The organism is Paenibacillus faecalis (assembly GCF_900289175.1).
Classification (GTDB): Bacteria; Bacillota; Bacilli; order Paenibacillales; family Paenibacillaceae; genus Paenibacillus_AQ; species Paenibacillus_AQ faecalis.
This window is the reverse complement of the sequence record NZ_LT985747.1, coordinates 2,637,695-2,659,448: the sequence shown is the minus strand read 5'-3', so window position 1 is coordinate 2,659,448 and position 21,754 is coordinate 2,637,695. Positions and strand designations below refer to the sequence as shown.

Annotated in this window: 26 protein-coding genes; 25 read left to right on the top strand and 1 reads right to left on the bottom strand. The window is 45.7% G+C overall.

Annotation, left to right across the window (positions count from 1 at the left end):
- Positions 1 to 69 precede the first annotated feature (69 nt).
- The 12 genes from rpsA (at position 70) to mtrB (ending at position 9,801) form a co-directional block, all read left to right on the top strand.
- Entirely contained in the window at positions 70 to 1,293 is a 1,224-nt protein-coding gene (rpsA, locus tag C8268_RS12600) for a 30S ribosomal protein S1 (protein ID WP_106767995.1), read from the top strand.
- 197 nt (positions 1,294 to 1,490) lie between these two features.
- Positions 1,491 to 2,813: a ribosome biogenesis GTPase Der gene (der, locus tag C8268_RS12595; protein ID WP_106767994.1), complete on the top strand. Its 1,323-nt coding sequence runs from the start codon at positions 1,491 to 1,493 to the stop codon at positions 2,811 to 2,813.
- A gap of 11 nt (positions 2,814 to 2,824) precedes the next feature.
- The gene (gene plsY, locus C8268_RS12590) at positions 2,825 to 3,448 is read left to right on the top strand and encodes a glycerol-3-phosphate 1-O-acyltransferase PlsY (RefSeq protein WP_106767993.1); all 624 of its coding nucleotides are present in this window, start codon (positions 2,825 to 2,827) and stop codon (positions 3,446 to 3,448) included.
- Positions 3,441 to 4,481, top strand: a complete 1,041-nt coding sequence (locus C8268_RS12585) for an NAD(P)H-dependent glycerol-3-phosphate dehydrogenase (RefSeq protein WP_106767992.1) — start codon at positions 3,441 to 3,443, stop codon at positions 4,479 to 4,481. The genes plsY and C8268_RS12585 overlap by 8 nt, the downstream gene beginning before the upstream one ends.
- A 65-nt stretch (positions 4,482 to 4,546) precedes the next feature.
- Entirely contained in the window at positions 4,547 to 4,822 is a 276-nt protein-coding gene (locus C8268_RS12580) for a stage VI sporulation protein F (protein WP_106767991.1), read from the top strand.
- 185 nt (positions 4,823 to 5,007) lie between these two features.
- Entirely contained in the window at positions 5,008 to 5,187 is a 180-nt protein-coding gene (locus tag C8268_RS12575; protein WP_106767990.1) for a DUF2768 family protein, read from the top strand.
- Between the two features lie 46 nt (positions 5,188 to 5,233).
- Positions 5,234 to 5,839: a hypothetical protein gene (locus C8268_RS12570; protein ID WP_234032785.1), complete on the top strand. Its 606-nt coding sequence runs from the start codon at positions 5,234 to 5,236 to the stop codon at positions 5,837 to 5,839.
- A gap of 38 nt (positions 5,840 to 5,877) precedes the next feature.
- Entirely contained in the window at positions 5,878 to 6,228 is a 351-nt protein-coding gene (locus C8268_RS12565; protein WP_106767989.1) for a 2Fe-2S iron-sulfur cluster-binding protein, read from the top strand.
- Positions 6,229 to 6,290: 62 nt separating this feature from the next.
- Positions 6,291 to 7,007 carry a DUF3939 domain-containing protein gene (locus C8268_RS12560; RefSeq protein WP_106767988.1) on the top strand — a complete coding sequence of 239 codons (717 nt, stop codon included), beginning with the start codon at positions 6,291 to 6,293 and terminating at the stop codon, positions 7,005 to 7,007.
- Between the two features lie 388 nt (positions 7,008 to 7,395).
- Positions 7,396 to 8,874 carry a stage IV sporulation protein A gene (spoIVA, locus tag C8268_RS12555; protein ID WP_106767987.1) on the top strand — a complete coding sequence of 493 codons (1,479 nt, stop codon included), beginning with the start codon at positions 7,396 to 7,398 and terminating at the stop codon, positions 8,872 to 8,874.
- Between the two features lie 258 nt (positions 8,875 to 9,132).
- Positions 9,133 to 9,405, top strand: a complete 273-nt coding sequence (locus tag C8268_RS12550; RefSeq protein ID WP_106767986.1) for an HU family DNA-binding protein — start codon at positions 9,133 to 9,135, stop codon at positions 9,403 to 9,405.
- A gap of 171 nt (positions 9,406 to 9,576) precedes the next feature.
- Positions 9,577 to 9,801 carry a trp RNA-binding attenuation protein MtrB gene (gene mtrB / locus C8268_RS12545; protein WP_106767985.1) on the top strand — a complete coding sequence of 75 codons (225 nt, stop codon included), beginning with the start codon at positions 9,577 to 9,579 and terminating at the stop codon, positions 9,799 to 9,801.
- 194 nt (positions 9,802 to 9,995) lie between these two features.
- On the opposite strand, the gene C8268_RS12540 is transcribed toward mtrB, so the two are convergent.
- Positions 9,996 to 11,357: a dipeptidase gene (locus C8268_RS12540; protein WP_106767984.1), complete on the bottom strand. Its 1,362-nt coding sequence runs from the start codon at positions 11,355 to 11,357 to the stop codon at positions 9,996 to 9,998.
- A gap of 194 nt (positions 11,358 to 11,551) precedes the next feature.
- On the opposite strand from C8268_RS12540, the gene C8268_RS12535 reads away from it, so the two are divergent.
- The 13 genes from C8268_RS12535 to aroH all read left to right on the top strand — a co-directional run bounded on the left by C8268_RS12535 (position 11,552) and on the right by aroH (position 21,556).
- Positions 11,552 to 12,115, top strand: coding sequence for a hypothetical protein (locus C8268_RS12535; RefSeq protein WP_106767983.1), 564 nt, complete (start codon positions 11,552 to 11,554; stop codon positions 12,113 to 12,115).
- A 102-nt stretch (positions 12,116 to 12,217) separates the two neighbouring features.
- Positions 12,218 to 13,087, top strand: coding sequence for a heptaprenyl diphosphate synthase component 1 (locus C8268_RS12530; RefSeq protein WP_106767982.1), 870 nt, complete (start codon positions 12,218 to 12,220; stop codon positions 13,085 to 13,087).
- A gap of 9 nt (positions 13,088 to 13,096) precedes the next feature.
- Complete coding sequence (locus C8268_RS12525; RefSeq protein ID WP_106767981.1) at positions 13,097 to 13,855, top strand: demethylmenaquinone methyltransferase; 759 nt, start codon at positions 13,097 to 13,099, stop codon at positions 13,853 to 13,855.
- A complete protein-coding gene (locus C8268_RS12520) occupies positions 13,848 to 14,720 on the top strand; it encodes a UbiA-like polyprenyltransferase (RefSeq protein WP_106767980.1) in 873 nt (290 codons plus the stop codon). Before C8268_RS12525 ends, C8268_RS12520 begins: the two co-directional genes overlap by 8 nt.
- Before the next feature lie 56 nt (positions 14,721 to 14,776).
- Positions 14,777 to 15,322: a UbiX family flavin prenyltransferase gene (locus C8268_RS12515; protein ID WP_420094279.1), complete on the top strand. Its 546-nt coding sequence runs from the start codon at positions 14,777 to 14,779 to the stop codon at positions 15,320 to 15,322.
- A 1-nt stretch (position 15,323) separates the two neighbouring features.
- Positions 15,324 to 16,187: a menaquinone biosynthetic enzyme MqnA/MqnD family protein gene (locus C8268_RS12510; RefSeq protein WP_106767978.1), complete on the top strand. Its 864-nt coding sequence runs from the start codon at positions 15,324 to 15,326 to the stop codon at positions 16,185 to 16,187.
- Complete coding sequence (locus C8268_RS12505) at positions 16,184 to 17,158, top strand: polyprenyl synthetase family protein (protein ID WP_106767977.1); 975 nt, start codon at positions 16,184 to 16,186, stop codon at positions 17,156 to 17,158. The genes C8268_RS12510 and C8268_RS12505 overlap by 4 nt, the downstream gene beginning before the upstream one ends.
- An 86-nt stretch (positions 17,159 to 17,244) precedes the next feature.
- The gene (ndk, locus tag C8268_RS12500) at positions 17,245 to 17,688 is read left to right on the top strand and encodes a nucleoside-diphosphate kinase (protein ID WP_106767976.1); all 444 of its coding nucleotides are present in this window, start codon (positions 17,245 to 17,247) and stop codon (positions 17,686 to 17,688) included.
- Between the two features lie 26 nt (positions 17,689 to 17,714).
- Positions 17,715 to 18,521 carry a CheR family methyltransferase gene (locus tag C8268_RS12495; protein ID WP_106767975.1) on the top strand — a complete coding sequence of 269 codons (807 nt, stop codon included), beginning with the start codon at positions 17,715 to 17,717 and terminating at the stop codon, positions 18,519 to 18,521.
- 74 nt (positions 18,522 to 18,595) lie between these two features.
- Positions 18,596 to 18,763, top strand: coding sequence for a hypothetical protein (locus tag C8268_RS22950; RefSeq protein ID WP_199794843.1), 168 nt, complete (start codon positions 18,596 to 18,598; stop codon positions 18,761 to 18,763).
- Positions 18,764 to 18,920: 157 nt separating this feature from the next.
- The gene (gene aroC / locus C8268_RS12490) at positions 18,921 to 20,090 is read left to right on the top strand and encodes a chorismate synthase (RefSeq protein ID WP_106767974.1); all 1,170 of its coding nucleotides are present in this window, start codon (positions 18,921 to 18,923) and stop codon (positions 20,088 to 20,090) included.
- A 2-nt stretch (positions 20,091 to 20,092) separates the two neighbouring features.
- The gene (gene aroB / locus C8268_RS12485; RefSeq protein ID WP_106767972.1) at positions 20,093 to 21,187 is read left to right on the top strand and encodes a 3-dehydroquinate synthase; all 1,095 of its coding nucleotides are present in this window, start codon (positions 20,093 to 20,095) and stop codon (positions 21,185 to 21,187) included.
- Positions 21,188 to 21,190: 3 nt separating this feature from the next.
- Positions 21,191 to 21,556, top strand: a complete 366-nt coding sequence (gene aroH, locus C8268_RS12480) for a chorismate mutase (protein WP_106767971.1) — start codon at positions 21,191 to 21,193, stop codon at positions 21,554 to 21,556.
- Positions 21,557 to 21,754 lie beyond the last annotated feature (198 nt).

The following is a 21,754-nucleotide window of genomic DNA, read 5'->3' as shown; positions in this document are numbered from 1 at the left end:
AATTATGTTTTGAACTTCGCTTTTATGCGGGTTTAAATAAATGGGGTTTGAATTGAGGAGGTAATTGACATGTCGGAAGAAACAAAAAATCAAGAGGCTGTTGAAACGCAAAGCCAGGATCAGCTGGATCAAATCGTATCCTTAAAAAAAGGGGACACCGTGAAAGGAACGATCGTCAAACTGGAAGACAACCAAGCTTATGTAAGCATTGGATATAAATATGACGGCGTAATTCCTGTTCGTGAGCTGTCTGCTGTTCAGTTGGACAACGCATCTGATGCAGTTCAGGTAGGTCAGGAAGTGGAGTGCAAGGTTGTTAGCATCAATGATGACAAGGAAACTCTTGTTCTTTCCAAACGCGCTGTTGATACGGAATTAGCTTGGGATGAACTTGAAAAGCATTTTGCTGATCAGGATATTATGGAAGTTGTCGTAGCTGACGTTGTTAAGGGTGGACTTGTTGTTGATGTGGGCACCCGCGGCTTTATTCCAGCTTCTATGGTTGAGCGTCATTTTGTTGAGGATTTCAGCGACTATAAAGGTCGTACGCTTCGCGTAAAAGTGAAGGAACTGGATCAAGAAAACAACAAGGTGATTCTTTCCCAGAAGGATGTTCTGGAAGAAGAGTTTGAAGCTAACAAGCAGAAAGTGATGGCTGAGCTTCAAGAAGGCCAAGAGCTGGAAGGAACCGTTCAGCGTTTGACTCAATTTGGCGCATTTGTTGACGTAGGCGGCGTGGACGGTCTCGTTCATGTATCCGAAATTGCTTGGAACCATGTTGAGAAGCCATCCGATGTTTTGAGCGAAGGTGACAAAGTAAAAGTTAAAGTGTTGAAAGTTGATCCTGAAAAAGGGAAAATCAGCCTCAGCATTAAAGCTACACAGCCGGGTCCTTGGGAAACAGCTGCGGACAAATTCCATACAGGTGACATCGTGACTGGTGAGGTAAAACGCCTCGTTAGCTTTGGTGCATTTGTAGAATTGGCTCCAGGTGTTGAAGGGCTGGTTCATATTTCTCAAATTTCCCACAAACATATCGGAACTCCACATGAAGTTCTTAAGGAAGGTCAAGAGGTTCAGGTTAAAATTCTGGACATCAACGTTGACGAAAAGCGTGTTAGCTTAAGTATCAAGGAGACGGAGGAGGCACCTGAGCCATCTCCAAGATCTGAAAAGCAGTCCAAAGGACCTAAAGTTGATCTGAAAGACAATCCGAATGTATCCATGAATAATCAAGGTATGAGTGTTACACTCGGAGAGCGTTTCGGGGACAAGTTGAGCAAATTCAAGTAAGTTCTAGTGTCAACAGACCAATCATAATTTAGTCGGCGGACCCAGCAAGGGTTCGCCGTTTGTTTTTCAGTTTTCAAATATGATATGGATGCTGGAAATGGGGAATGATCATAATAGAAATCAGATGATGAAAGGTTAGCCAATTGTAACGTTTTTTGCTATTATGATAATCGTAAGCATTGACAGGAGGAGTGAATATGGCTAGACCCGTAGTGGCTATTGTCGGGAGGCCGAATGTCGGTAAATCGACAATATTTAATCGATTAATCGGTGATCGGCTGGCCATCGTTGAAGATAAACCGGGGATTACACGGGACCGGATATATGGTATTGCCGAATGGAACGGCAAACCGTTTAGTGTGATCGATACCGGCGGAATCGAGATTGATGGCGATGATATGATCGTAAGATCCATCCGCATGCAGGCTGAATTGGCGATTGAAGAAGCGGATGTAATTGTATTTATGTGTGATGCGAAGACAGGTGTTACCCATTCTGATGAGGAAGTAGCTCAGATTTTGTTCCGCTCAGGTAAGCCGGTCGTACTGGCTATAAACAAAGTGGACAATATGAAGAGAGCAGAAGATATTTATGAGTTTTACAGTCTCGGTTTCGGCGATCCTGTCGGCATATCGGGAAGCCATGGAACGGGTATTGGTGATCTACTCGATGTGGTTGTAGAGAAGCTTCCTGATCTAACAGATGATGAATATGATGAAGATGTGATCAAGGTAGCTTTAATCGGAAGACCCAACGTGGGTAAATCTTCGCTTGTGAACGCGATTTTAGGTGAAGAGCGCGTTATTGTAAGTGACATTGCGGGCACGACCCGAGATGCGATTGATACCCCTTTTGAAAAGGACGGCCAACGTTATGTTCTCATTGACACAGCCGGAATGCGCAAGCGCGGCAAAGTTTACGAGACAACGGAGAAGTACAGCGTTATGCGTGCGATGCGCGCAATTGAACGTGCTGACGTCGTTCTAGTGCTAATTAACGGTGAAGAGGGAATTATCGAACAGGACAAGCACATTGCAGGATACGCTTATGAAGCAGGGAAAGCGTCCATATTCGTTGTAAACAAGTGGGATCTTGTTGAGAAAGACGCCAAAACCATGCAGCAATTTGAGAATAAAATACGCGACCATTTCCTGTTTATGACTTATGCGCCAATTGTATTTTTGTCAGCGAAAACAAAACAACGTTTGCAAAAGCTGCTCCCCGTCGTTCAGCATGTAGCAGAGCAGCATAATCGACGAGTGCAGACTCATTTGCTCAACGACGTCATTTCGGACGCAGTGGCTATTAACCCTCCACCTACCGATAAGGGAAGAAGGTTACGCATCAACTATGCAACTCAGGTTGCTGTGAAGCCGCCGACCATGGTTATATTTGTAAATGATCCTGAAATGATGCACTTTTCATATGAACGGTATTTGGAAAATAAAATTAGAGCAGCATTTGATTTCGAAGGGACACCTATACGAATTTATACACGGCGAAAGTCTGATGAAAGTTAGGGGAGAGTAGCTTGTTTTTAAATGTCGTTGCGCTTATTTTTTGTTACCTGCTAGGCTCCGTGAGCTTTAGTGTTTGGCTGGCGAAGCTTTTAAGAGGGATCGATATTCGCCAACATGGTAGTGGAAATGCGGGAGCAACCAATACGCTCCGGGTGCTTGGTAAAGGTCCTGCGATTCTCGTGCTCGCACTGGATGTACTCAAGGGGATCGTAGCCGTATGGATCGGAAAATGGCTTGGAGACGACAGTGGATGGCTGCCGGGATTATGCGGGATCGCTGCCATTGTAGGACATAACTGGCCTTTGTATTTCCGCTTCCGCGGCGGTAAAGGCATAGCAACTGCAATCGGTGTGTTAGCTTCATTATGCTTCCTGCCAGCTCTCTATGCAGGAATTATCGCGATTCTCTCGATCGTATGGACTCGCTATGTTTCGCTGGGCTCACTCATTTTTGTCGTGCTGACCCCTGTTTTTCTAATCATTATGAAGTTTCCTTGGCCGATATTTTGGACGAGTCTGGTGATCTGTATTTTTGCATTTTGGAGACACCGTACGAATATCGCCAAAATTGTTCAAGGTAAGGAAAACAAGCTGGGTTCCGGGGGTAAAGGAAAAGGAGGGAAACGTGTTGTCTGACAAGGTGGCTGTATTGGTTGCTGGCAGTTGGGGAACGGCTCTAGCCAGTGTGCTGGCTTCTAATGAATTAGAAGTCGTTGCATGGACAAGGAATGCTGAACAGGCCAGAGAAATCAATGAGGAGCACAGTAACCATCGTTATTTGCCGGATATGAAGCTACCTCCCCGTTTGCGTGCTACAACGGATATGGGCGAAGCGGTTTCAGGAGCGGCAGCGGTGTTGATTGTAGCCCCATCTTCAGCGATGCGTGAAGTGGCTCATCAGCTTAAGTCATATTGGACGAAGGACATGCTCATCATTCATGCGACCAAAGGTTTTGAAACGGAATCGTTAAAACGCATGTCAACGGTGATCTCCGAAGAGCTTGGCTGTGATGAGGGTAACATCGTTGTCCTCTCCGGTCCGAGCCACGCAGAAGAAGTGATTCGAAAGTGCCCGACAACGGTCGTTGTGGCATCGTCAGACAGTAAGGCAGCAGAAGCAGTGCAAGATTTGTTCATGAACGCTTATTTTCGTGTCTACACCAATCGAGACATGATCGGTGTTGAACTTGCGGGCGCTTTGAAAAACATTATTGCTCTGGGTGCTGGAATGTCAGATGGCTTGGGTTTTGGTGATAATGCCAAAGCTGCACTGTTAACTCGTGGATTGGCGGAAATATCACGCATCGGTGTTGAGATGGGGGCGAATCCGCTTACCTTTGCCGGTCTTGCCGGAATTGGCGACCTGGTTGTTACCGCGACAAGCCGTCATAGCCGAAACTGGCGGGCAGGCTCTCTCTTAGGTCAAGGTAAAGGGCTTGAAGAAGTGCTATCGTCGATGGGGATGGTTGTTGAGGGGATTCGCACGACAAAAGCGGCCTATGCGATTTCCGAGAACTATGGGGTCCAGATGCCGATCGTTGATCAACTCTATCATGTACTGTTTAAAAATCGAGATCCACGAAGCGCGGTAGAAGCGCTTATGGGACGTGATCCGAAAACGGAAATGGAAATGATGCCAGAGGAAATTTGGAAGCAGTGGCATACCTAGCTTATTCACCTTTCGCTCTCCTGCCTCATATATTAATTTGAGGATTTGCCGGAGGAGGGGTGGAAATGAGCAAAAACTTTCCAAAAGAAGTATTGAACGCGATCAACAAAAAAAGCGGCAAACAAATTTCACAAGGGGCTATCAAGAAGCTGGCTGGAACGGTAAAACCGTCTACGATGCAGAATGAAGCCCAGCTCCGTCAACTGATCAAGCAGGTATCACAAATGGCGAATGTTCCAGTGAGCGAAGAGACGACGAAAGAAATTGTTTCTGCTGTGAAGAAAAGCGGAATGAATCCAAGCAATATGGAAGCATTAATGAAAATGATGCTCAACAAATAGGGCGGTCTCGTCCGTAAACAAGGCTAAGGGAGCTGTCCCGAAAGTAGATTTTTCTACTTCCGGGACTGTTCCTTTTTGTTTGTTCACGTACCTTCTTCTTGTTGATTTCTTGTTGCAACTATGAAGTCAATTCGTGATATAATAGGTTGAATTATTTTGTCAAATAGATTGGAGCGGGTGGCGGCATGGATCCAATGCAAAAAATGTGGCTTTCCTTGATAGCGCTGTTCATTATGGGACTGTCAGTATTTCTGGTTACCTTTGCCCGGAGCAAGACGAAAGGTATTATACGGATGGGCTTGTCTGCTGTTGCGTTTATTATGATGCTTGTCGGATTTATAACCGGATTGGCTTCGATCATCTAGTCGACTGTATGCTTCAATTTGTTGTGATTGAAAGATGGGGTGTAACATGAGACGGAAACGTTTACTATCCGGTCTAGAAAAACCGCTGTTTATGACAGCACAATCTTTAAACCGGGCTAAGGTGGCCTGGCTCTTGGGAGGCAGCTGCTCCTTGCTGTTGCAAGGGGTTAAGCTGGACAAGGCACCGCAAGACATCGATATTTATGCGGATGGAAGCGGAATATCCAAGCTTCACAAGGAGTTGGATATATGGGCTACAGATCAGCCCCATTTGGATGAAGAGGGAATGTACAAGTCAGTATTAAGCCATTATGAAATTGAAGCGAATGCCGTAGAATTGGTGGGGAACTTTGCTGTAAACTCGCATGATTCCATCTACCATGTAGAGGTTGAGCACCTGCTTTACGACCGGGCTTCCCGATATGAGCTTCATTATGAGCTCCAGCATGCGTCACTTCGGCTGATGCCGCTTTCCCACGAGCTGGTATTTAACGTGCTGCGGGGGCGGAAAGATCGGTATGAAGCGATTGCAGAGGTGATCAAGCATGAGCTTGAACATCATGTAGAGCCCCTTGAGCTAATTCTTTCTCGTAATGTTTGGAGCCAGGACCATTTGGCCAAGATACATAGTTTGACAGGGATAAACTTGTAAATCATTTACTTACATGTTTTTCGTATTGGAGGGATAAGGTGGACTTTGAGGTTACTTTTCTACCCGAAGGCAAGAAGATAAAGGTCCGCCGAAATACCCATGTTTTAGAGGCGGCGAGGCAAGCCGGGGTTACAATTTCAACGCGTTGCGGCGGGAGAATGGGATGTCTGATGTGTAAGGTCCATATTCAGGATCAGAACAATTGTCTGCCGCCCAAAGATGCGGAACGAAGAAAGCTCGGAACTCTGGTGGAAGAAGGAACGAGGCTTTCCTGCCAGACTGTAATTACAGGCGATCTGATAGTTACCGTTCCCGAGGACCGACTGAAAGCGGCGGTTCGCAGACAACTCGAGGCTGCCAGGAGAGGAGAAACAGACGACTTTATTTAAAGCAGGTAAAGGATGATGCAGATTTGATACGGATACGTTCAAAAAGCGAGGAAAGATCCGCTATGAGTACAAGAATTGTTATAGCAACTGTTTTGGTGCTAATGACCGTACTGTTGACAGGATGTTTGTACCCTGATGAGAACAGGCAGGAGAGACAGGTTTCTTATCTTGAAAGTGTAAAGCGGGTTCAGTCCGCAGTCGATGACTTTTACAAAGATCAGTCTGTTCTTCCGATTATAACTGCTGGAGATGAAGTGCCTCGTTACGAGAAATACAGAGTGGATTTTGAAAAGCTTAAAAATATGGGGTACATCGACGAGATTCCGAGTACGGCGTTTGAGAAAGGCGGAAGCGGATATTTTCTGATTATTAATGAAGAAACAGAGCCGCTAGTGAAAGTGATGGATATTAATACGGTTCAACAAGTGAATGATGTTCAAATGTCGGTAAACCGCTACAAAACAGCCAACAACGGTAGTCTTCCGGCAGGAGAGGAGCTGTATCCTGGCTTTTTAACCATTGATCTTTCGAAGATCGATGCCAAAAATGTGAACCTGACTAGCGTATACTCCGGTCAGGAGGTTACATTTATGATGGGGGCCGACGGGACCGTCTATGTTGATTACGCTTTTGATATTATGCAAGCGATCCAGAAGGAGGAGGCTGATCCCAAGGGTGAGGAGGATTTAAGAATCTATCTTGAAAAGGCCTCCTATTATGTCCCTATCAAGTCTGTGCCTTATGTCTGGAAGGATGAGCAGCCTGTCGCAAAACTATAAATCTACTCTTAATCCCGCTGTAATGGCGGGATTTTTCTATTTTTTCACTCTTTCGAAGCATAATAGACCTTTTGAAAGCATATGTATACTTGGAAAGTGAGTTCGGGTTCTTCTTCGGTGCCCGGCAAGTTTTACAAAAAAACAGGACGGCATATCCGGGCAACCGTCATATTTTGATTCCCGGTACATATGATGATACTAGTCCAAATGCATGTACGAGTTACGCCGCTTTGCCGTTTCCATTTCGTTCTCGGATACCGGCGGCGGACTGCTGGCGGCGTGGTAATGGCTGCTCAAATGTTGCAATGACTTTGGCTGTGAGATGGAACACGAAGCGGATGCTCTTAAAGCATTTTTCCTTCGGAGTAATTTGAGGAGGGGATCTCTTTTGGAAAAAGTGGACATTTTTAAGGACATAGCCGAACGAACTGGAGGGGACATATACCTGGGGGTCGTCGGCGCCGTCCGGACGGGAAAATCAACCTTCATCAAGCGGTTCATGGAAACGGTCGTGCTTCCGAACATAACGAATGAAGCGGACCGTGTAAGAGCTGTCGATGAGCTGCCGCAGAGTGCTGCCGGCAAAACCATTATGACAACAGAACCGAAATTTGTACCGAACAATGCGGTGCAGATCAAAGTGACCGAAGGTCTTGAGGTCAATGTGCGCCTGGTTGACTGCGTAGGCTATGCAGTAGAAGGTGCCAAAGGCTATGAGGATGAAAATGGACCTCGGATGATTTCTACACCTTGGTTCGAAGAGCCGATCCCGTTCCAGGAAGCGGCGGAAATCGGTACACGCAAGGTGATACAGGAGCATTCAACGCTGGGCGTAGTTGTGACAACGGACGGTACGATTGCTGAAATTCCTCGCAGCTCTTATGTAGAGGCGGAAGAACGCGTCATTAACGAATTAAAAGAGGTAGGCAAGCCATTTGTCGTCGTGATTAACTCTACCCGTCCAAAAAGCGAGGAAGCTCTTCAGCTTCGTAACGAGTTGTCTGAAAAATATGATATTCCGGTAATGACGCTTAGTGCAGCTTCTATGAGTGAAGATGATGTGACCGGTGTCCTTCGTGAAGTATTATACGAATTCCCGGTTCATGAAGTTAACGTGAATCTGCCAAGCTGGGTCATGGTATTGAATGAAAATCATTGGCTTCGCAGTAACTATGAAAATTCCGTTCGTGACACGGTAAAAGATATTCGCCGTTTGCGTGATGTGGATCGCGTAGTAACCCAATTTATGGAATACGAATTTATTGATCGTGCCGGACTTAGCGGCATGAACATGGGGCAGGGCGTAGCGGAGATCGATCTTTTTGCACCGGATGAGTTGTATGACCGCATCCTCATGGAAGTGGTCGGTGTAGAAATCCGTGGGAAGGATCATTTGCTGCAACTCATGCAAGAGTTCTCTCATGCGAAACGCGAGTATGATCGTTTTGCAGAGGCACTCGAGATGGTGAAGACGACCGGTTACGGTATCGCTGCTCCGTCACTAGCCGAAATGGCACTTGATGAACCTGAGCTGATTCGTCAAGGAACAAGGTTCGGCGTTCGGTTGAAAGCAACGGCGCCATCGATTCATATGATTCGAGTGGACGTGGAATCGGAATTTTCTCCGATCATCGGTACGGAGAAGCAAAGTGAAGAGCTGGTTCGTTATTTAATGCAAGATTTTGAGAATGATCCGATCAAGATCTGGGAATCTGATATTTTCGGACGCTCGCTGCATTCGATCGTTCGAGAGGGAATCCAGGGCAAGATTGCTATGATGCCGGACAATGCCCGCTATAAACTGCAGGAAACGCTGGGCCGCATTATTAACGAAGGCTCTGGCGGTTTGATTGCTATTATTCTATAGTGAAGCCCAAGTATTTATGAAAAACAACCGCAGGGCGGCTGTTCAAGCCGTTTTTCGGTTGTTTTTCCTGTTTTGGTGGTGCAAACCATGTAAAACGCTTGAAATTATGATTTGGCTGTTTTATTATAAGTTTGTTCCGCGACATGCCTCTGAATGCAGCAAAGGGTGAAAACTGCCCGGTGTACGTATATTTTGCGGTAAAACGGAAACAGTGAATATCAAATGAAAGAACATCCTTTTTAGGGAGGTGAAAGAAGAATGAATAAATCTGATCTTATTGCACAAGTGGCTGAATCGACAGAGCTTTCTAAGAAGGACGCAACTAAAGCAGTTGATGCTGTATTTGATGCTATCGCACAAGCATTGCAAAATGGAGATAAAGTCCAATTGGTAGGTTTCGGAAATTTCGAGGTACGTGAACGTGCTGCTCGTAAAGGTCGTAACCCGCAAACAGGTGAAGAAATCGAAATTCCTTCGAGCAAAATTCCTGCATTTAAACCTGGCAAAGCGCTCAAAGACGGAATCAAATAAAGATTTCTACATATTACCTATGACAAGATGAAACGCTTTGGTCGTCTTTTTTTGAAAGGACGGCAGCATTTCTTGAGAAGTATAAGCTAAGTATAAATCATACTTTCTTATATTTGTATAAGGGCCCGTGAATTCGTTCACGGCCTTTTCTTTTAAAGGGGAGGCACGGTTATGGAAGATGTAAGAAACGGTGATTATTTTGTCGTGAAAGCTCTTGAAAATGGGGTGCAGGTGATCGGGTTAACCCGGGGACAGGATACTCGTTTTCATCATACTGAAAAACTCGATAAAGGCGAAATTATTATTGCTCAGTTCACTGACCATACCTCTGCTGTTAAAATTCGTGGCAAAGCCGAGGTTCTGACGAAGCATGGCAGAACAGAATCAGGCGTGTAAAAATTGCATACGAGACATGTAAGGAAATTCAAGAAACCCTGAGCCTTTCATAGAAGGTCAGGGTTTCTTTGTGTTGTGTAGTTATGTCTATATAGGTTGACAGCGATCGGAAGAATAATCCGAATTCGTTGTGATGCTTTGACTATAAATGTTAGTTCAACTTATATAGCTCATGGCTAGAAAGGTGCATCCATTTAGAGCAATTTCAAATAGTTGACGATCGTCAGCAAGCCAAGATCGAAGTTTTCCAGGTTGAAATGTTCATTTGGCGCATGAAGATTTTCGTCCGGCAGGCCAAAGCCCATCATGACTGCAGGCGCATCTAGTGTGCTGGACAATTTTTCAACAATCGGGATCGAACCGCCATCTTTCGTGAACAGCGCGCGTGTGCCATACACATTCTCAAATGCATCGGCTGCTTTTTGCAGCATCGGATGAGATGGATCAATGTTAAAAGCAAATGCTTTTTCCTTCGGCATCACCTTTAACTTCGCACCGACTGGTGTATGTGCATGCAGATGGGCTTCAATAGCGTCGAGCACCGCCTGCGGGTCCTGATCAGCGACCAAACGGCATGTGATTTTAGCATGAGCTTCCCTTGGAATGACCGTTTTGCTGCCTTCTCCCTGGAAACCACCATATACACCGTTAAGCTCCAGCGTTGGACGAGCGCCAACACGTTCCACGAAGGAGTAACCTTCCTCACCAAACAGGGCATCGAGATCAAGCTCTTTTTTGAGCTTTTCCTCGTCAAACTGCTGCTTGGCGAATTCCTCGCGCATTTCAGGTGACAATTCTTGCACACCGTCATAGAAGCCTTTGACGCTCACTCGCCCGTTTTCATCGTGAAGAGACGATAGCAAGGAGACGATCGCGTGCAGCGCGTTCGGCACACCTCCGCCGTATGTACCCGAGTGCAGGTCGGTATTTGCCGTTTCGACCGTCAGCTCCAGTGAGCATAAACCGCGAAGCCCGGTAGATATAGCAGGCTTGCCTGGAGCAAGCAGTGAAGTATCGGAGATCAAGATTGCGTCCGCTGCCAGTTTGTCTTTATTTTTCTCCAAATAAAGCGGCAAATTTGGGCTGGAAACTTCCTCTTCACCTTCGATACAGAATTTGATGTTAACAGGAAGATTCTGTTCCTGTTTGAGAATCGCCTCAACGGCCTTTACATGCAGGAACAGCTGCCCTTTATCGTCAGTTGCGCCGCGGGCGTACAGTTTTCCGTTTCGGATAGATGGCTCAAACGGCGGGGTTTCCCAAAGATGAAGCGGGTCCACAGGTTGAACATCATAATGACCGTATACGAGGACGGTCGGTTTACCTTCCGCGTGCAAATAATCGGCGGTGATGATTGGGTGTCCCGCCGTTTCATGGATTTCAACATGCTCCAGACCTGCTTCTGTCAGCTTGTCAGCGAGCCATTTCGCTGCATTGGCAACGTCATCCTTATGTTCTGATAATGCAGAGATACTTGGAATCGATAACCATTCTTTCAGTTCGTTTAAGTGGGTTTCGCGGTGTTCAGCAAAGTATGCTTTATAATCAACGCTCATAGTTTCATGAATCCTCCTTCAATTTTACAGATGGCATCAAAAATGTGCCGTCCTTATTATTCTATCTTTTTTTAAGAAAATACGAAACAGAGTAATATTATTTATCAGATGCATAGCTTGCTTTCTTTATTTGTACAATGGGGTATGGACCTTTTAAATCTGGATGAAAATAAAGATAAAGGAGGTTTTATGCGATGAGACGATTTAGATTCACTCCAGCGCTGGGGATATGGATTCCGGCTTTGATTACAGCGATATGCTTCTTGGTTTTGGCAGCAGTGCATTCTGTCAGTGGAGCTGTTGAAGGGAGAAGTATAGCTGCTTTTCATCCTGCGGTCGCTCCAAGCGGCTTGTCAGATGCCAATTTGGTGGATCGTCTCAGTTCATTGCCTCTGGATCTGAACATAGGTAAAGCCGACTGGGAAGACGGGACTCTGCTCGTCGATCTGAAAATAACGGATGGACAGGACCCGGTCAGGATGGTGCTTGGCGATCTGACAAAAATGCTTGCATTCAGTTTTGAAGACAAGCAAAATGTTAGCCAGCTCTATCTTCGGTTTGTAGCTGTAGATCCGTGGACCGGCGCACATTATTTAATGCTGGCCGCCAACGTTAAACGAAATGAATGGGATCATGCGCTTCTTAAGGAGCTGAAACAGATGGAAAATGAGCCGTTTTCGGATAGGTTGGTTCAAGGATTGCATCTTACAATAACGAATATGTGGATAAAGCAGTTCAACGCTGAAGAAAATGGGTAAAATAGTGTTGGGCGGGCATGTACGTGAAGAAATGATGTGTTATAATAGATTAGATTGTGAACAAATTAAATTTAAAGAACATCAAGTGCACGGAGGCTGAGGATGAAACCGTATCGCGTTCCCGAGTTGGCAAAAAAGTATCTATATTACGACATGATTGAAACACACACGGAGCTCCCGGCTTTTCCGGATGCTCGCGTTTACCTGTTATACATATTTTTACAGAAATCCAAGCGTTATGTAGCGGAACGTGGTGAGTTGTACGCGCTGGTTACTTCATTGATTCAGATGGGATTGGATACGCATGAGACCATTGATACAGCAAAAAGCAATCAGGGAGAGAAGATGATGCGCTCTCGTCAATTGAAGGTGCTGGCTGGGGATTACTACAGCAGTCGCTTTTATCAATTGCTGGCTAAAAAGGGAGACATTGAAGCCATTGCTTCTTTAAGTAAAGCTGTCAGTGAAGTGAATGTGTTGAAGATGAACCTGTACGAAAAGATGAAAGGTATGCTTCTGTCGGCAGAAGAATATTTGCGCCAGATGGTACAGCTGAACATGCAGCTGTTTCTTTCTTTTACACCATTGATTGACTCATCATTCCATGGAGATTGGAACACGCTGTTGAAAGAGCTTACCCAGTGTGAGACGATTTCGAATGAAATGGATCGCTGCGCTTCTTCAGAAGAGGGTAGAAATGGGTATGGCTATTGGTACGTATTGGAGCGTGTCAATGATGCAGATAAGAAACTTCTCCTTTCGAAAAAGATGGAGCAAAAAGATTGGAAAAAACTTATGATAAAACATAATACGGCTGATCATTTGCTGGACAAGCTCCGTCAGTCTGTCAGCACAGTGCAATCGCTGAAGCCGGTCATCAATGGAGAGGGGGCTTTCGCACAGATCGGTCAAATCCTTGAGCCGTTTGTTCAAACCCTTAACAGGTACCGGTCTGCCGTAAGGGAAGGATAGGTGACTTGGATGAAAAATAACTCAGTGGAAACAGAAATAAAACTTGACAAAGGTAATAAACCGAAAGAACAATACGTTCATTCGGTATTCGAAAGTATTGCCGGCAAGTACGACATCATGAATGATATCCTCAGTTTTCGCCAACACAAACGCTGGCGGAAATTTACGATGAAGAGAATGAACATCCAGCATGGGGACACAGCCGTGGATTTGTGCTGTGGTACTTGTGATTGGACCATCAGCATGGCAAATGCGAGTGGATCAGGCCAGATTGTCGGGCTTGATTTTAGTGAAGGAATGTTGAATGTTGGCAGACGGAAAGTGAACAATGAAGGTTTGGATGATCAAATCGCTCTTGTTCAGGGGAATGCGATGGCTCTGCCCTTTGAAGACAACCGTTTCGACTATGCTACCATCGGTTTTGGACTGAGAAACGTTCCTGATTACGTAAAGGTTTTGGAAGAAATGAAGCGTGTTGTCAAGCCTGGCGGAATGGTAGTTTGTCTGGAGCTGTCCAAGCCGACCTGGCAGCCTTTCAAAGGTTTGTATTTTTTCTATTTCAGGAAATTGCTGCCGCTTATGGCCAAGCTCTTTGCCAAACGGTACGAGCAATATAAATGGCTTCCCGAGTCGGTTGAACTTTTTCCGGGGCGAGAGGAGCTGTCAGAGGTTTTCCGCAAGATCGGACTTACCCGTGTAGAAGCTTATCCCTTGACCTTCGGAATTGCTGCCTTACATATTGGGATCAAGGAGAAGACGGATGTTTAAGAAAATCGGAACTTATTTGGAAATGATCAAAGTAGAGCATACGTTATTTGCTCTGCCTTTCGCATTTATGGGTGCCATTTTAGGTTCAGCTGTCGTGTTTAACCATTTACCCTCCTGGGGGGATATCGGATGGATTTTCCTGGCTATGTTCGGAGCACGAAGCGCTGCTTTTGGTCTGAATCGTCTGTCAGATCAGTACATAGATGCGAAAAACCCGCGCACAGCCGGGAGGGCCATACCAGCAGGACTATTAAAGCCGTTTGAAGTTATCCTTTTTATTATCGTATCTTTTGCTGTTTTCTTTTGGGCGACAGCTGAGCTGGACCCGTTTGCTTTTCGTTTGCTGCCTATTGCTATTTTTATGCTTATTTTTTATTCCTATACCAAACGTTTCACATGGTTATGTCATGTAGTGCTTGGTCTTACGACGGCTCTGGCTCCGCTTGGGGGCTGGGTAGCTGTAACCGGGCAGGTGGATTACAAAGCGATTATATTTTACATTGCCTTGTCGTTTTGGACCGCCGGATTCGATGTAGTTTATGCTTGTCAGGATATGGAGTTTGACAGTAAAGAAGGTTTGTATTCGATTCCCGCGCGATTTGGTCTGCGAAAGTCACTTTGGTTTGCAAGAGGTTTTCATATTGTTACGGCGATTGGCTTTATCGTATTGTTTTTTGTAACCCCGGTTGGCTGGTGGTATTTAGCTGGGACGATTATCGCTTGCGGAATTTTGTTCTATCAGCACTATATATTGTCTCCTGATGATATGAGCCGGCTGCAAACTTCTTTTTTTACAATGAACAGCACGCTTAGTATTGTTTTGTTTGTATTCACCTTGATCGATCTGGTGGTGAAATATTTGTAATGGATACAAGCAGTAAGAAAAAATGGATTGTTGGCATTACCGGTGCGAGCGGATCTATCTATGGTGTTCGTTTGACAGAATGTTTATTGCAATCGGGCTATGACGTACATCTGGTGATTTCAAACGCAGGCTGGCGCGTGCTGAAAGAGGAGCTAGACTGGCCTGCCGGGAACAGAGAGGCTGTTATTGAGGAGAAGTTTGGCGGTATAGGTGGAAAGGTATATTATCATCCGATTGCAGATATCGGGGCCAGTATCGCCAGCGGTTCATACCTGGTGGAGGGCATGATCATTATGCCTTGCTCAATGGGTACGCTGTCCTCCGTCGCTCACGGAACCTCTGATAATTTGATGGCTCGGGCTGCAGACGTTATGCTTAAAGAGGGAAGAACATTGGTACTTGTCCCTAGAGAAACGCCGCTGCATGCCATACATTTGGAAAATATGCTCAAGCTTTCAAATCTGGGAGTTAAAATCATTCCCGCAATGCCTGCTTTTTATTACCAACCTCAGAGTTTAGATGATATTGTGAATTTTTTGGTCGGGAAAGTGTTGGACAGTCTTCGGATCGAGCATCAATTGTATAAAAGATGGGGTGACTAAGATGCCGGGAGTATACAAGAAAACCGTAATTGGCAGAATCAGTTATACCAACGCGTGGCCATTGTATTATTACGTGAATCCACAGCTTCTCGATACTCCTGCTGAAATGTTGGCAGCAGTGCCCTCTGTTTTAAACGAGGGGATGAAGAACGGGGATATCCATATCGGTGCATTATCCTCTTTTGCCTATGCCGAAGCGGCAGATAAGCTGCAGTTAATACCGGATTTATCCGTAAGTGCGAATGGGGCTGTAAAATCGATTCTACTGTTCTCCCGAGTTCCTGTGAAAGAGCTCAAGAATGCTACCATCGCCATGACCAATACGTCAGCGACCTCGGTGAATTTACTGAGGATATTGATGGAGAAAGCGATGGGCGTTAAGCCTGAGTACAAGTCGATGGAGCCGGATCTTGATACGATGATGGAACAAGCAGATGCAGCTCTTCTCATCGGGGATAACGCGATCAAAGCCTCATGGTACAACCGCGAATATGTTGTGACCGATCTCGGTGAATGGTGGAAGGAGTGGACAGGCTGCAGCATGACGTTTGCTGTCTGCGCGGTAAACCGCAATGCTGCGTCCGATCATCCTGAAGCGATGTCCGAAATCGCTTCGATGTTTCGGGATAGCAAGCAGCGAAGCTTAAGGGATCTTCGGCCAATCGTCAATGAAGCGGTCAGTCTGATCGGAGGCACCGAATTATACTGGCGAGGATATTTCAATAACTTATGTTATGATTTTAATGAAGAACAGCAGAAAGGGCTGCGCTTATATTATAAATATGCATATGAACTTGGACTGCTGAAAAAAGATGTCACACCGGAATTATGGAGAGAAAATATTGTGATGCGGGTGAAAGAATGAAACGACTGGACATTTTCGGAGCACTGAAAAAAGATATGGATGTTATTGAAAAAGAGCTGTACCGCAGTATAGAAGGCGATGATTCACAGCTGGCAAAGACCTCAATGCACCTTCTTAAGGCAGGTGGCAAGCGGCTGCGTCCGATCTTTGTGCTTATGGGCGGCAAATTCGGAAATTACGACATTGAGAAACTTAAATTTATTGCCGTTCCGCTGGAATTGATTCACAGCGCTTCTCTTGTGCACGACGATGTGATTGATGATGCGGATATGAGAAGAGGTAAGCCGACAGTCAAATCCAAATGGGACAATCGTATTGCAATGTACACAGGAGACTACATTTATGGTAAAGCACTGACGTTGACCACAAATTTGAAAGATCCTGAAATCCACCGTATTTTATCTAAAGCGATGGTGGAAATGTCCGTTGGAGAAATGGAACAAATCCGGGATTTTTTCAATTGTGATCAGAGCGTAAGACGTTATCTTCTGCGCATCCGCCGCAAAACCTCGATCCTGATTGCCGTAAGCTGTCAGCTCGGTGCCATGGCTGCTGGAGCGCCGCGTGTCGTATCCAACAATTTGTATCGATTCGGGTACAATGTCGGCATGGCATTTCAAATTCAGGATGATCTTCTTGATTTATGCGGTACCGAGAAACAGATTGGCAAGCCGCCAGGCAGTGATATACGGCAAGGGAATATAACGCTGCCTGTCATTTACGCACTTCAAGAGTCAGAAATAAGACAACCGCTGCTAAAAGAAATCGATCGCATTCATACTTTAAATGGTCAATGTGATGTTAGCGAAGCGGTAGGGATGATCAAATCCAGTTCAGGAATCGCTCGTGCTGAAGAGCTGGCAGACCGTTATATCCATAAAGCGCTGAATGCGTTGGACGCTCTGCCGGATATCAAGGTCAAGAAGCAATTGAAGGATATTGCCAAGTTTGTTACAAAGCGTTCATACTAGACTTTAATCTGTACCTATCTTTCTGTTAAACTACGTTTGAAGAATGAAGCATCACATGATCAAAAATTTTGGAGAGTGATGAGCCAATGGAACGTACTTTTTTAATGGTTAAACCGGATGGTGTTCAGCGAGGATTGATCGGAAGGATCGTAAGCCGGCTGGAGGATAAAGGGTTTAAGTTGGTTGCAGGCAAATTTCTTCAAGTGTCCGATGAGCAGGCAAAGTATCATTATGCGGAACACGCAGAAAAAGATTTTTTTGACGAATTAGTAGGGTTTATTACTTCCGGCCCTGTGTTTGCCATGGTGTGGGAGGGGGACGACATCATTGCCCTGTCCCGTCTCCTTATCGGCAAGACGAAAGTTCAGGAAGCGCTACCAGGCACAATACGCGGTGATTTTGCAGCACACACTTCGCATAATCTTATTCACGGTTCGGATTCGCCGGAGAGCGCGAAGCGCGAAATTGCTAACTTCTTTCGTGAAGATGAGCTGGTGCAGTATGAAAAGAGCATTTCTTCTTGGGTATAATGACTACATAATTTCAGGACGGTAACATGAAAGCAAAAGAACTAGAAGTACAGGATAAAGATTATATTGGCTTTATTCGCAACATCGAGTTAACCACAGGGATTAATCTTGCGGATTATAAAGAAACACAGATGAAACGAAGACTGACGACTCTTAGACTGAAGCATGGCTATTCAACATTTTCTGCATTTTACGAAGCGATGATGAAGGACAGGTCGTTGTTTCATGAGTTTTTGGACCGTATGACCATTAACGTCTCTGAATTTTGGAGAAATCCCAATCGTTGGGAAGTTTTACGGGACAAGATTTTAACGGAGTTAAGCGGTTCTGGTAGTACCAGATTGAAAATATGGAGCGCTGCCTGCTCCACTGGTGAAGAACCATACACAATAGCGATGATCCTTGCAGAAAAAAAACTGCTCGGCATGAGCAGCATTTTGGCAACGGATATTGATGAAGGAGCACTGGCAAAAGCGAAACAAGGCTTATATTTGGACCGATCGCTTAAGGATGTTCCCAAAGACATCGCTGCAAAGTATTTTACCGAAGAGGGGCCGATGTATCGCTTCGATGAAAGATTGAAGAAAGAAATCCGCTTTGAGAAGCAGAATCTTCTGACAGATCGTTTCGATACCGCCTTCGACTTGATCGTATGCCGGAATGTAATGATTTATTTTACCGAAGAGGCGAAGCATAAGCTTTATCAAAAGTTTGCAGCCAGTTTAAGACCTGGCGGAGTTTTGTTTGTAGGCAGCACAGAGCAAATATTCAATCCAGCTCAATACGGTCTTGAAACGTCTGAAACCTTTTTTTATCAAAAGATCCAGTCCTGACTCATTTGAATAATTGAATGCTGAAAATCCGATAATAGGAATGATAATTCCAGTAATCAAGCGGAGGTTAGGGAATGGATAAACGAAAGGTCATTGCCGCATATCGCCGCGGATTGTTCAGTGTACAAGAGTGCGGTCAAATTTTGGGACTGGAAACCTTTCAGTTTAATGCACTGCTGAATCCGCAACAGCCTGCCGGAGACGAACAATGGAAAAGATCGACACGTGGTCAATTAAAATAAGCTTTGCCATTTACGCTTCCTATCTAAAGATAGGGAGCGCTTTTTTGATGCGCTGGTCTTTCTTGTCAAAGCGGAACACCTATACTATAATGGTCAGAAGAAATTATCGGATTTTAGCGGTTCACAGTTTAAAAGTATAAAAGGGGGAGAGCGTACGATGAGTATCAGATTTTTAACTGCCGGGGAGACCCACGGTCCTCAGCTGACAGCGATTATAGAAGGAATGCCAAGCAATATGAAGCTTGACTTCGATGCTCTGAATTATCAATTGCAGCGGAGACAGAAAGGTTATGGCCGCGGACGGCGCATGCAGATTGAGAAGGACACCGCGCAGATTGTCGGTGGTGTGCGCCATGGATATACGACGGGTGCACCTATCGCACTGGTGGTAGCCAATAACGACTGGAAGCACTGGCAAAAAATTATGAACATCGAGCCGATCGAAGGAACGGATGAAGTGAAAAGACGGGTGCACCGTCCTCGTCCGGGTCATGCGGATTTAAACGGCGGCTTGAAGTACAATTTAAAAGATTTACGCAATGTTTTGGAACGCTCCAGTGCCCGTGAAACGACGGTAAGGGTGGCGTGCGGTGCGGTGGCGCGTCAGTTTCTTGAACAATTTGGGATAAAGGTGGCAGGTCAGGTCATTCGTATCGGTGAAATTGAAGCACCACCTCACAATTTACCTATTGATGAGCTGATTGAGGTTACAGAAGCTTCTTCTGTTCGTGTCGCGGATAAAGAGACCGAGAAAAAGATGGAGGAATATATAGACCTGATCAAGAAGGAGGGAGACTCTACGGGCGGTATTGTAGAGTGTATTGTAGAAGGAGTACCCGTCGGTCTGGGGAGCCATGTTCAATATGATCGGAAGCTCGATGGCAGAATTGCACAGGGTGTCATGTCCATCAATGCGTTCAAAGGTGTTGAGGTTGGCATCGGGTTCGAAGCAGCAGAGCTTAGAGGCTCTAAAGTTCATGATGAGATTATGTACAGTCAGGAGCGTGGATACTACCGTGCAACGAATCGCCTCGGCGGGTTTGAGGGTGGTATGACCAACGGCATGCCTATTGTAGTCCGTGGTGTCATGAAGCCGATTCCGACATTGTATAAACCGCTTCAAAGCGTAGATATAGATACGAAGGAGGCCTTTACGGCACAGGTGGAGCGTTCGGATGCGTGCGCAGTACCAGCTGCCAGCGTCGTTATGGAGCATGTGGTGGCATGGGAAGTGGCTAAAGCCTTCCTGGAGAAATTCGGCGGTGATTCGATGGAAGAAATCCAGGCGAACTATAACAACTATCTTGCTCAATTGGAGAGATACTAAGCATGAGAACTCTTCAAGTTGAACTAGGTGAGCGCTCTTACCCTATTTATATCGGTTCAAGTCTGCTTCAGAAGATCGGCGAGTTAACCTTGCAGCATGGAGTCAGTACTCAAAGCCCCCATTTGATCGTAACGGATGATCGGGTCGCTCCCCATTATTTACATTTGGTGGAAAAGAAGATGGCGGAAGCGGGTTTCAAGACGGTTTCCCATATCGTTCCGGCAGGGGAGTCATCTAAATCACTGGCTATGTTTGAGCAGGTGATGACAACGGCGATCCAGGCCAAGCTGGACCGAAGCTCTGCAGTTTTTGCACTGGGCGGAGGGGTTGTAGGAGATCTGGCCGGATTCGTAGCTGCTTCATATATGAGAGGTGTTACGTTTGTACAGATTCCGACAACGATTCTCGCACATGATAGCAGTGTAGGCGGTAAAGTTGCTGTGAACCATCCTTTGGCGAAAAATATGATCGGTGCGTTTCATCAACCGGTTATGGTGCTGTACGATGTGGATACCTTGACTTCTTTACCTGCAAGGGAAGTGTCATCGGGTTTGTCTGAAATGTTGAAGCATGGACTTATTCTTGATGAAGCATTTGCCTATTGGTGCCGGGATCATGCCTCAGACCTGCTTGCTCTTGATTCGGAGGCACTTGCTTACGGGCTGGAGCGAGGCTGTGCGATCAAGGCAAAGGTGGTTTCACAGGATGAACGAGAGGGTGGACTTCGGGCTATTTTGAACTTGGGCCATACAATAGGACATGCGATCGAAGCGGTAGGAGGCTATGGTCGCTTTTTACACGGCGAAGCCATCTCGATCGGAATGGCTGGATCGGCGCTGCTCGCTGAAGCTTTGGGTAGGGGAACGAATCTGTTCAGCACAACGAGGGAAATGTTGAGCGCATTTCAATTGCCTGTTGTCCTTCCATCCGATATATCGGTTGATGAATTGATGGACGCTATGCAGCATGACAAGAAGTTTACAAAAGGGCGTATGGTGTTTATTGTGCCCGAACAAATCGGCAAAGTCAGCATCGTTCATGATGTACCGGTAGAAACGGTCCGTTCGGTTGTTGAACAGCTGAAGAAGGAGGGATAACGGATGATGAATCGCGGTATTCGCGGAGCGACCACCGTTACGAAAAATGATGAACAGGAAATATTAAATGAAACCGTGCTCCTTCTTGAGGAGATCGTAAACCGAAATGATGTGAAGCCGGAGGATATTTGCAGCGTCTGGATTACGATGACCCATGACCTGGATGCGACTTTCCCGGCAAGAGCCATCAGGGCATTGAAGGGCTGGGACCTGGTACCGCTTATGTGCTCTGTAGAAATTCCGGTGCAGGGAAGCTTGCCGCGCTGTATCCGTCTTATGGTTCAGGTGAATACGGAGAAGAGTCAGAAGGAAATCAAGCATGTATATTTAAACGAGGCCCAGCGCCTGCGTCCTGATTTATCATCATAATCTTCCTGATCGCGAAAAATTTAGGGTTGCCATGAACAGGAAAAATCCTGTATAGTGGTATCAGAATAGCTGAGTAGAGTTTAGATGAGTATAGTTTAGAAGAGAAGAGCAGAGTAGCTAATGATTCAACATGAAAGCAGATAAGAGAGTATATCCGAGGATGGATACATGCATCATTTTATGATGGCGGTTGTCATT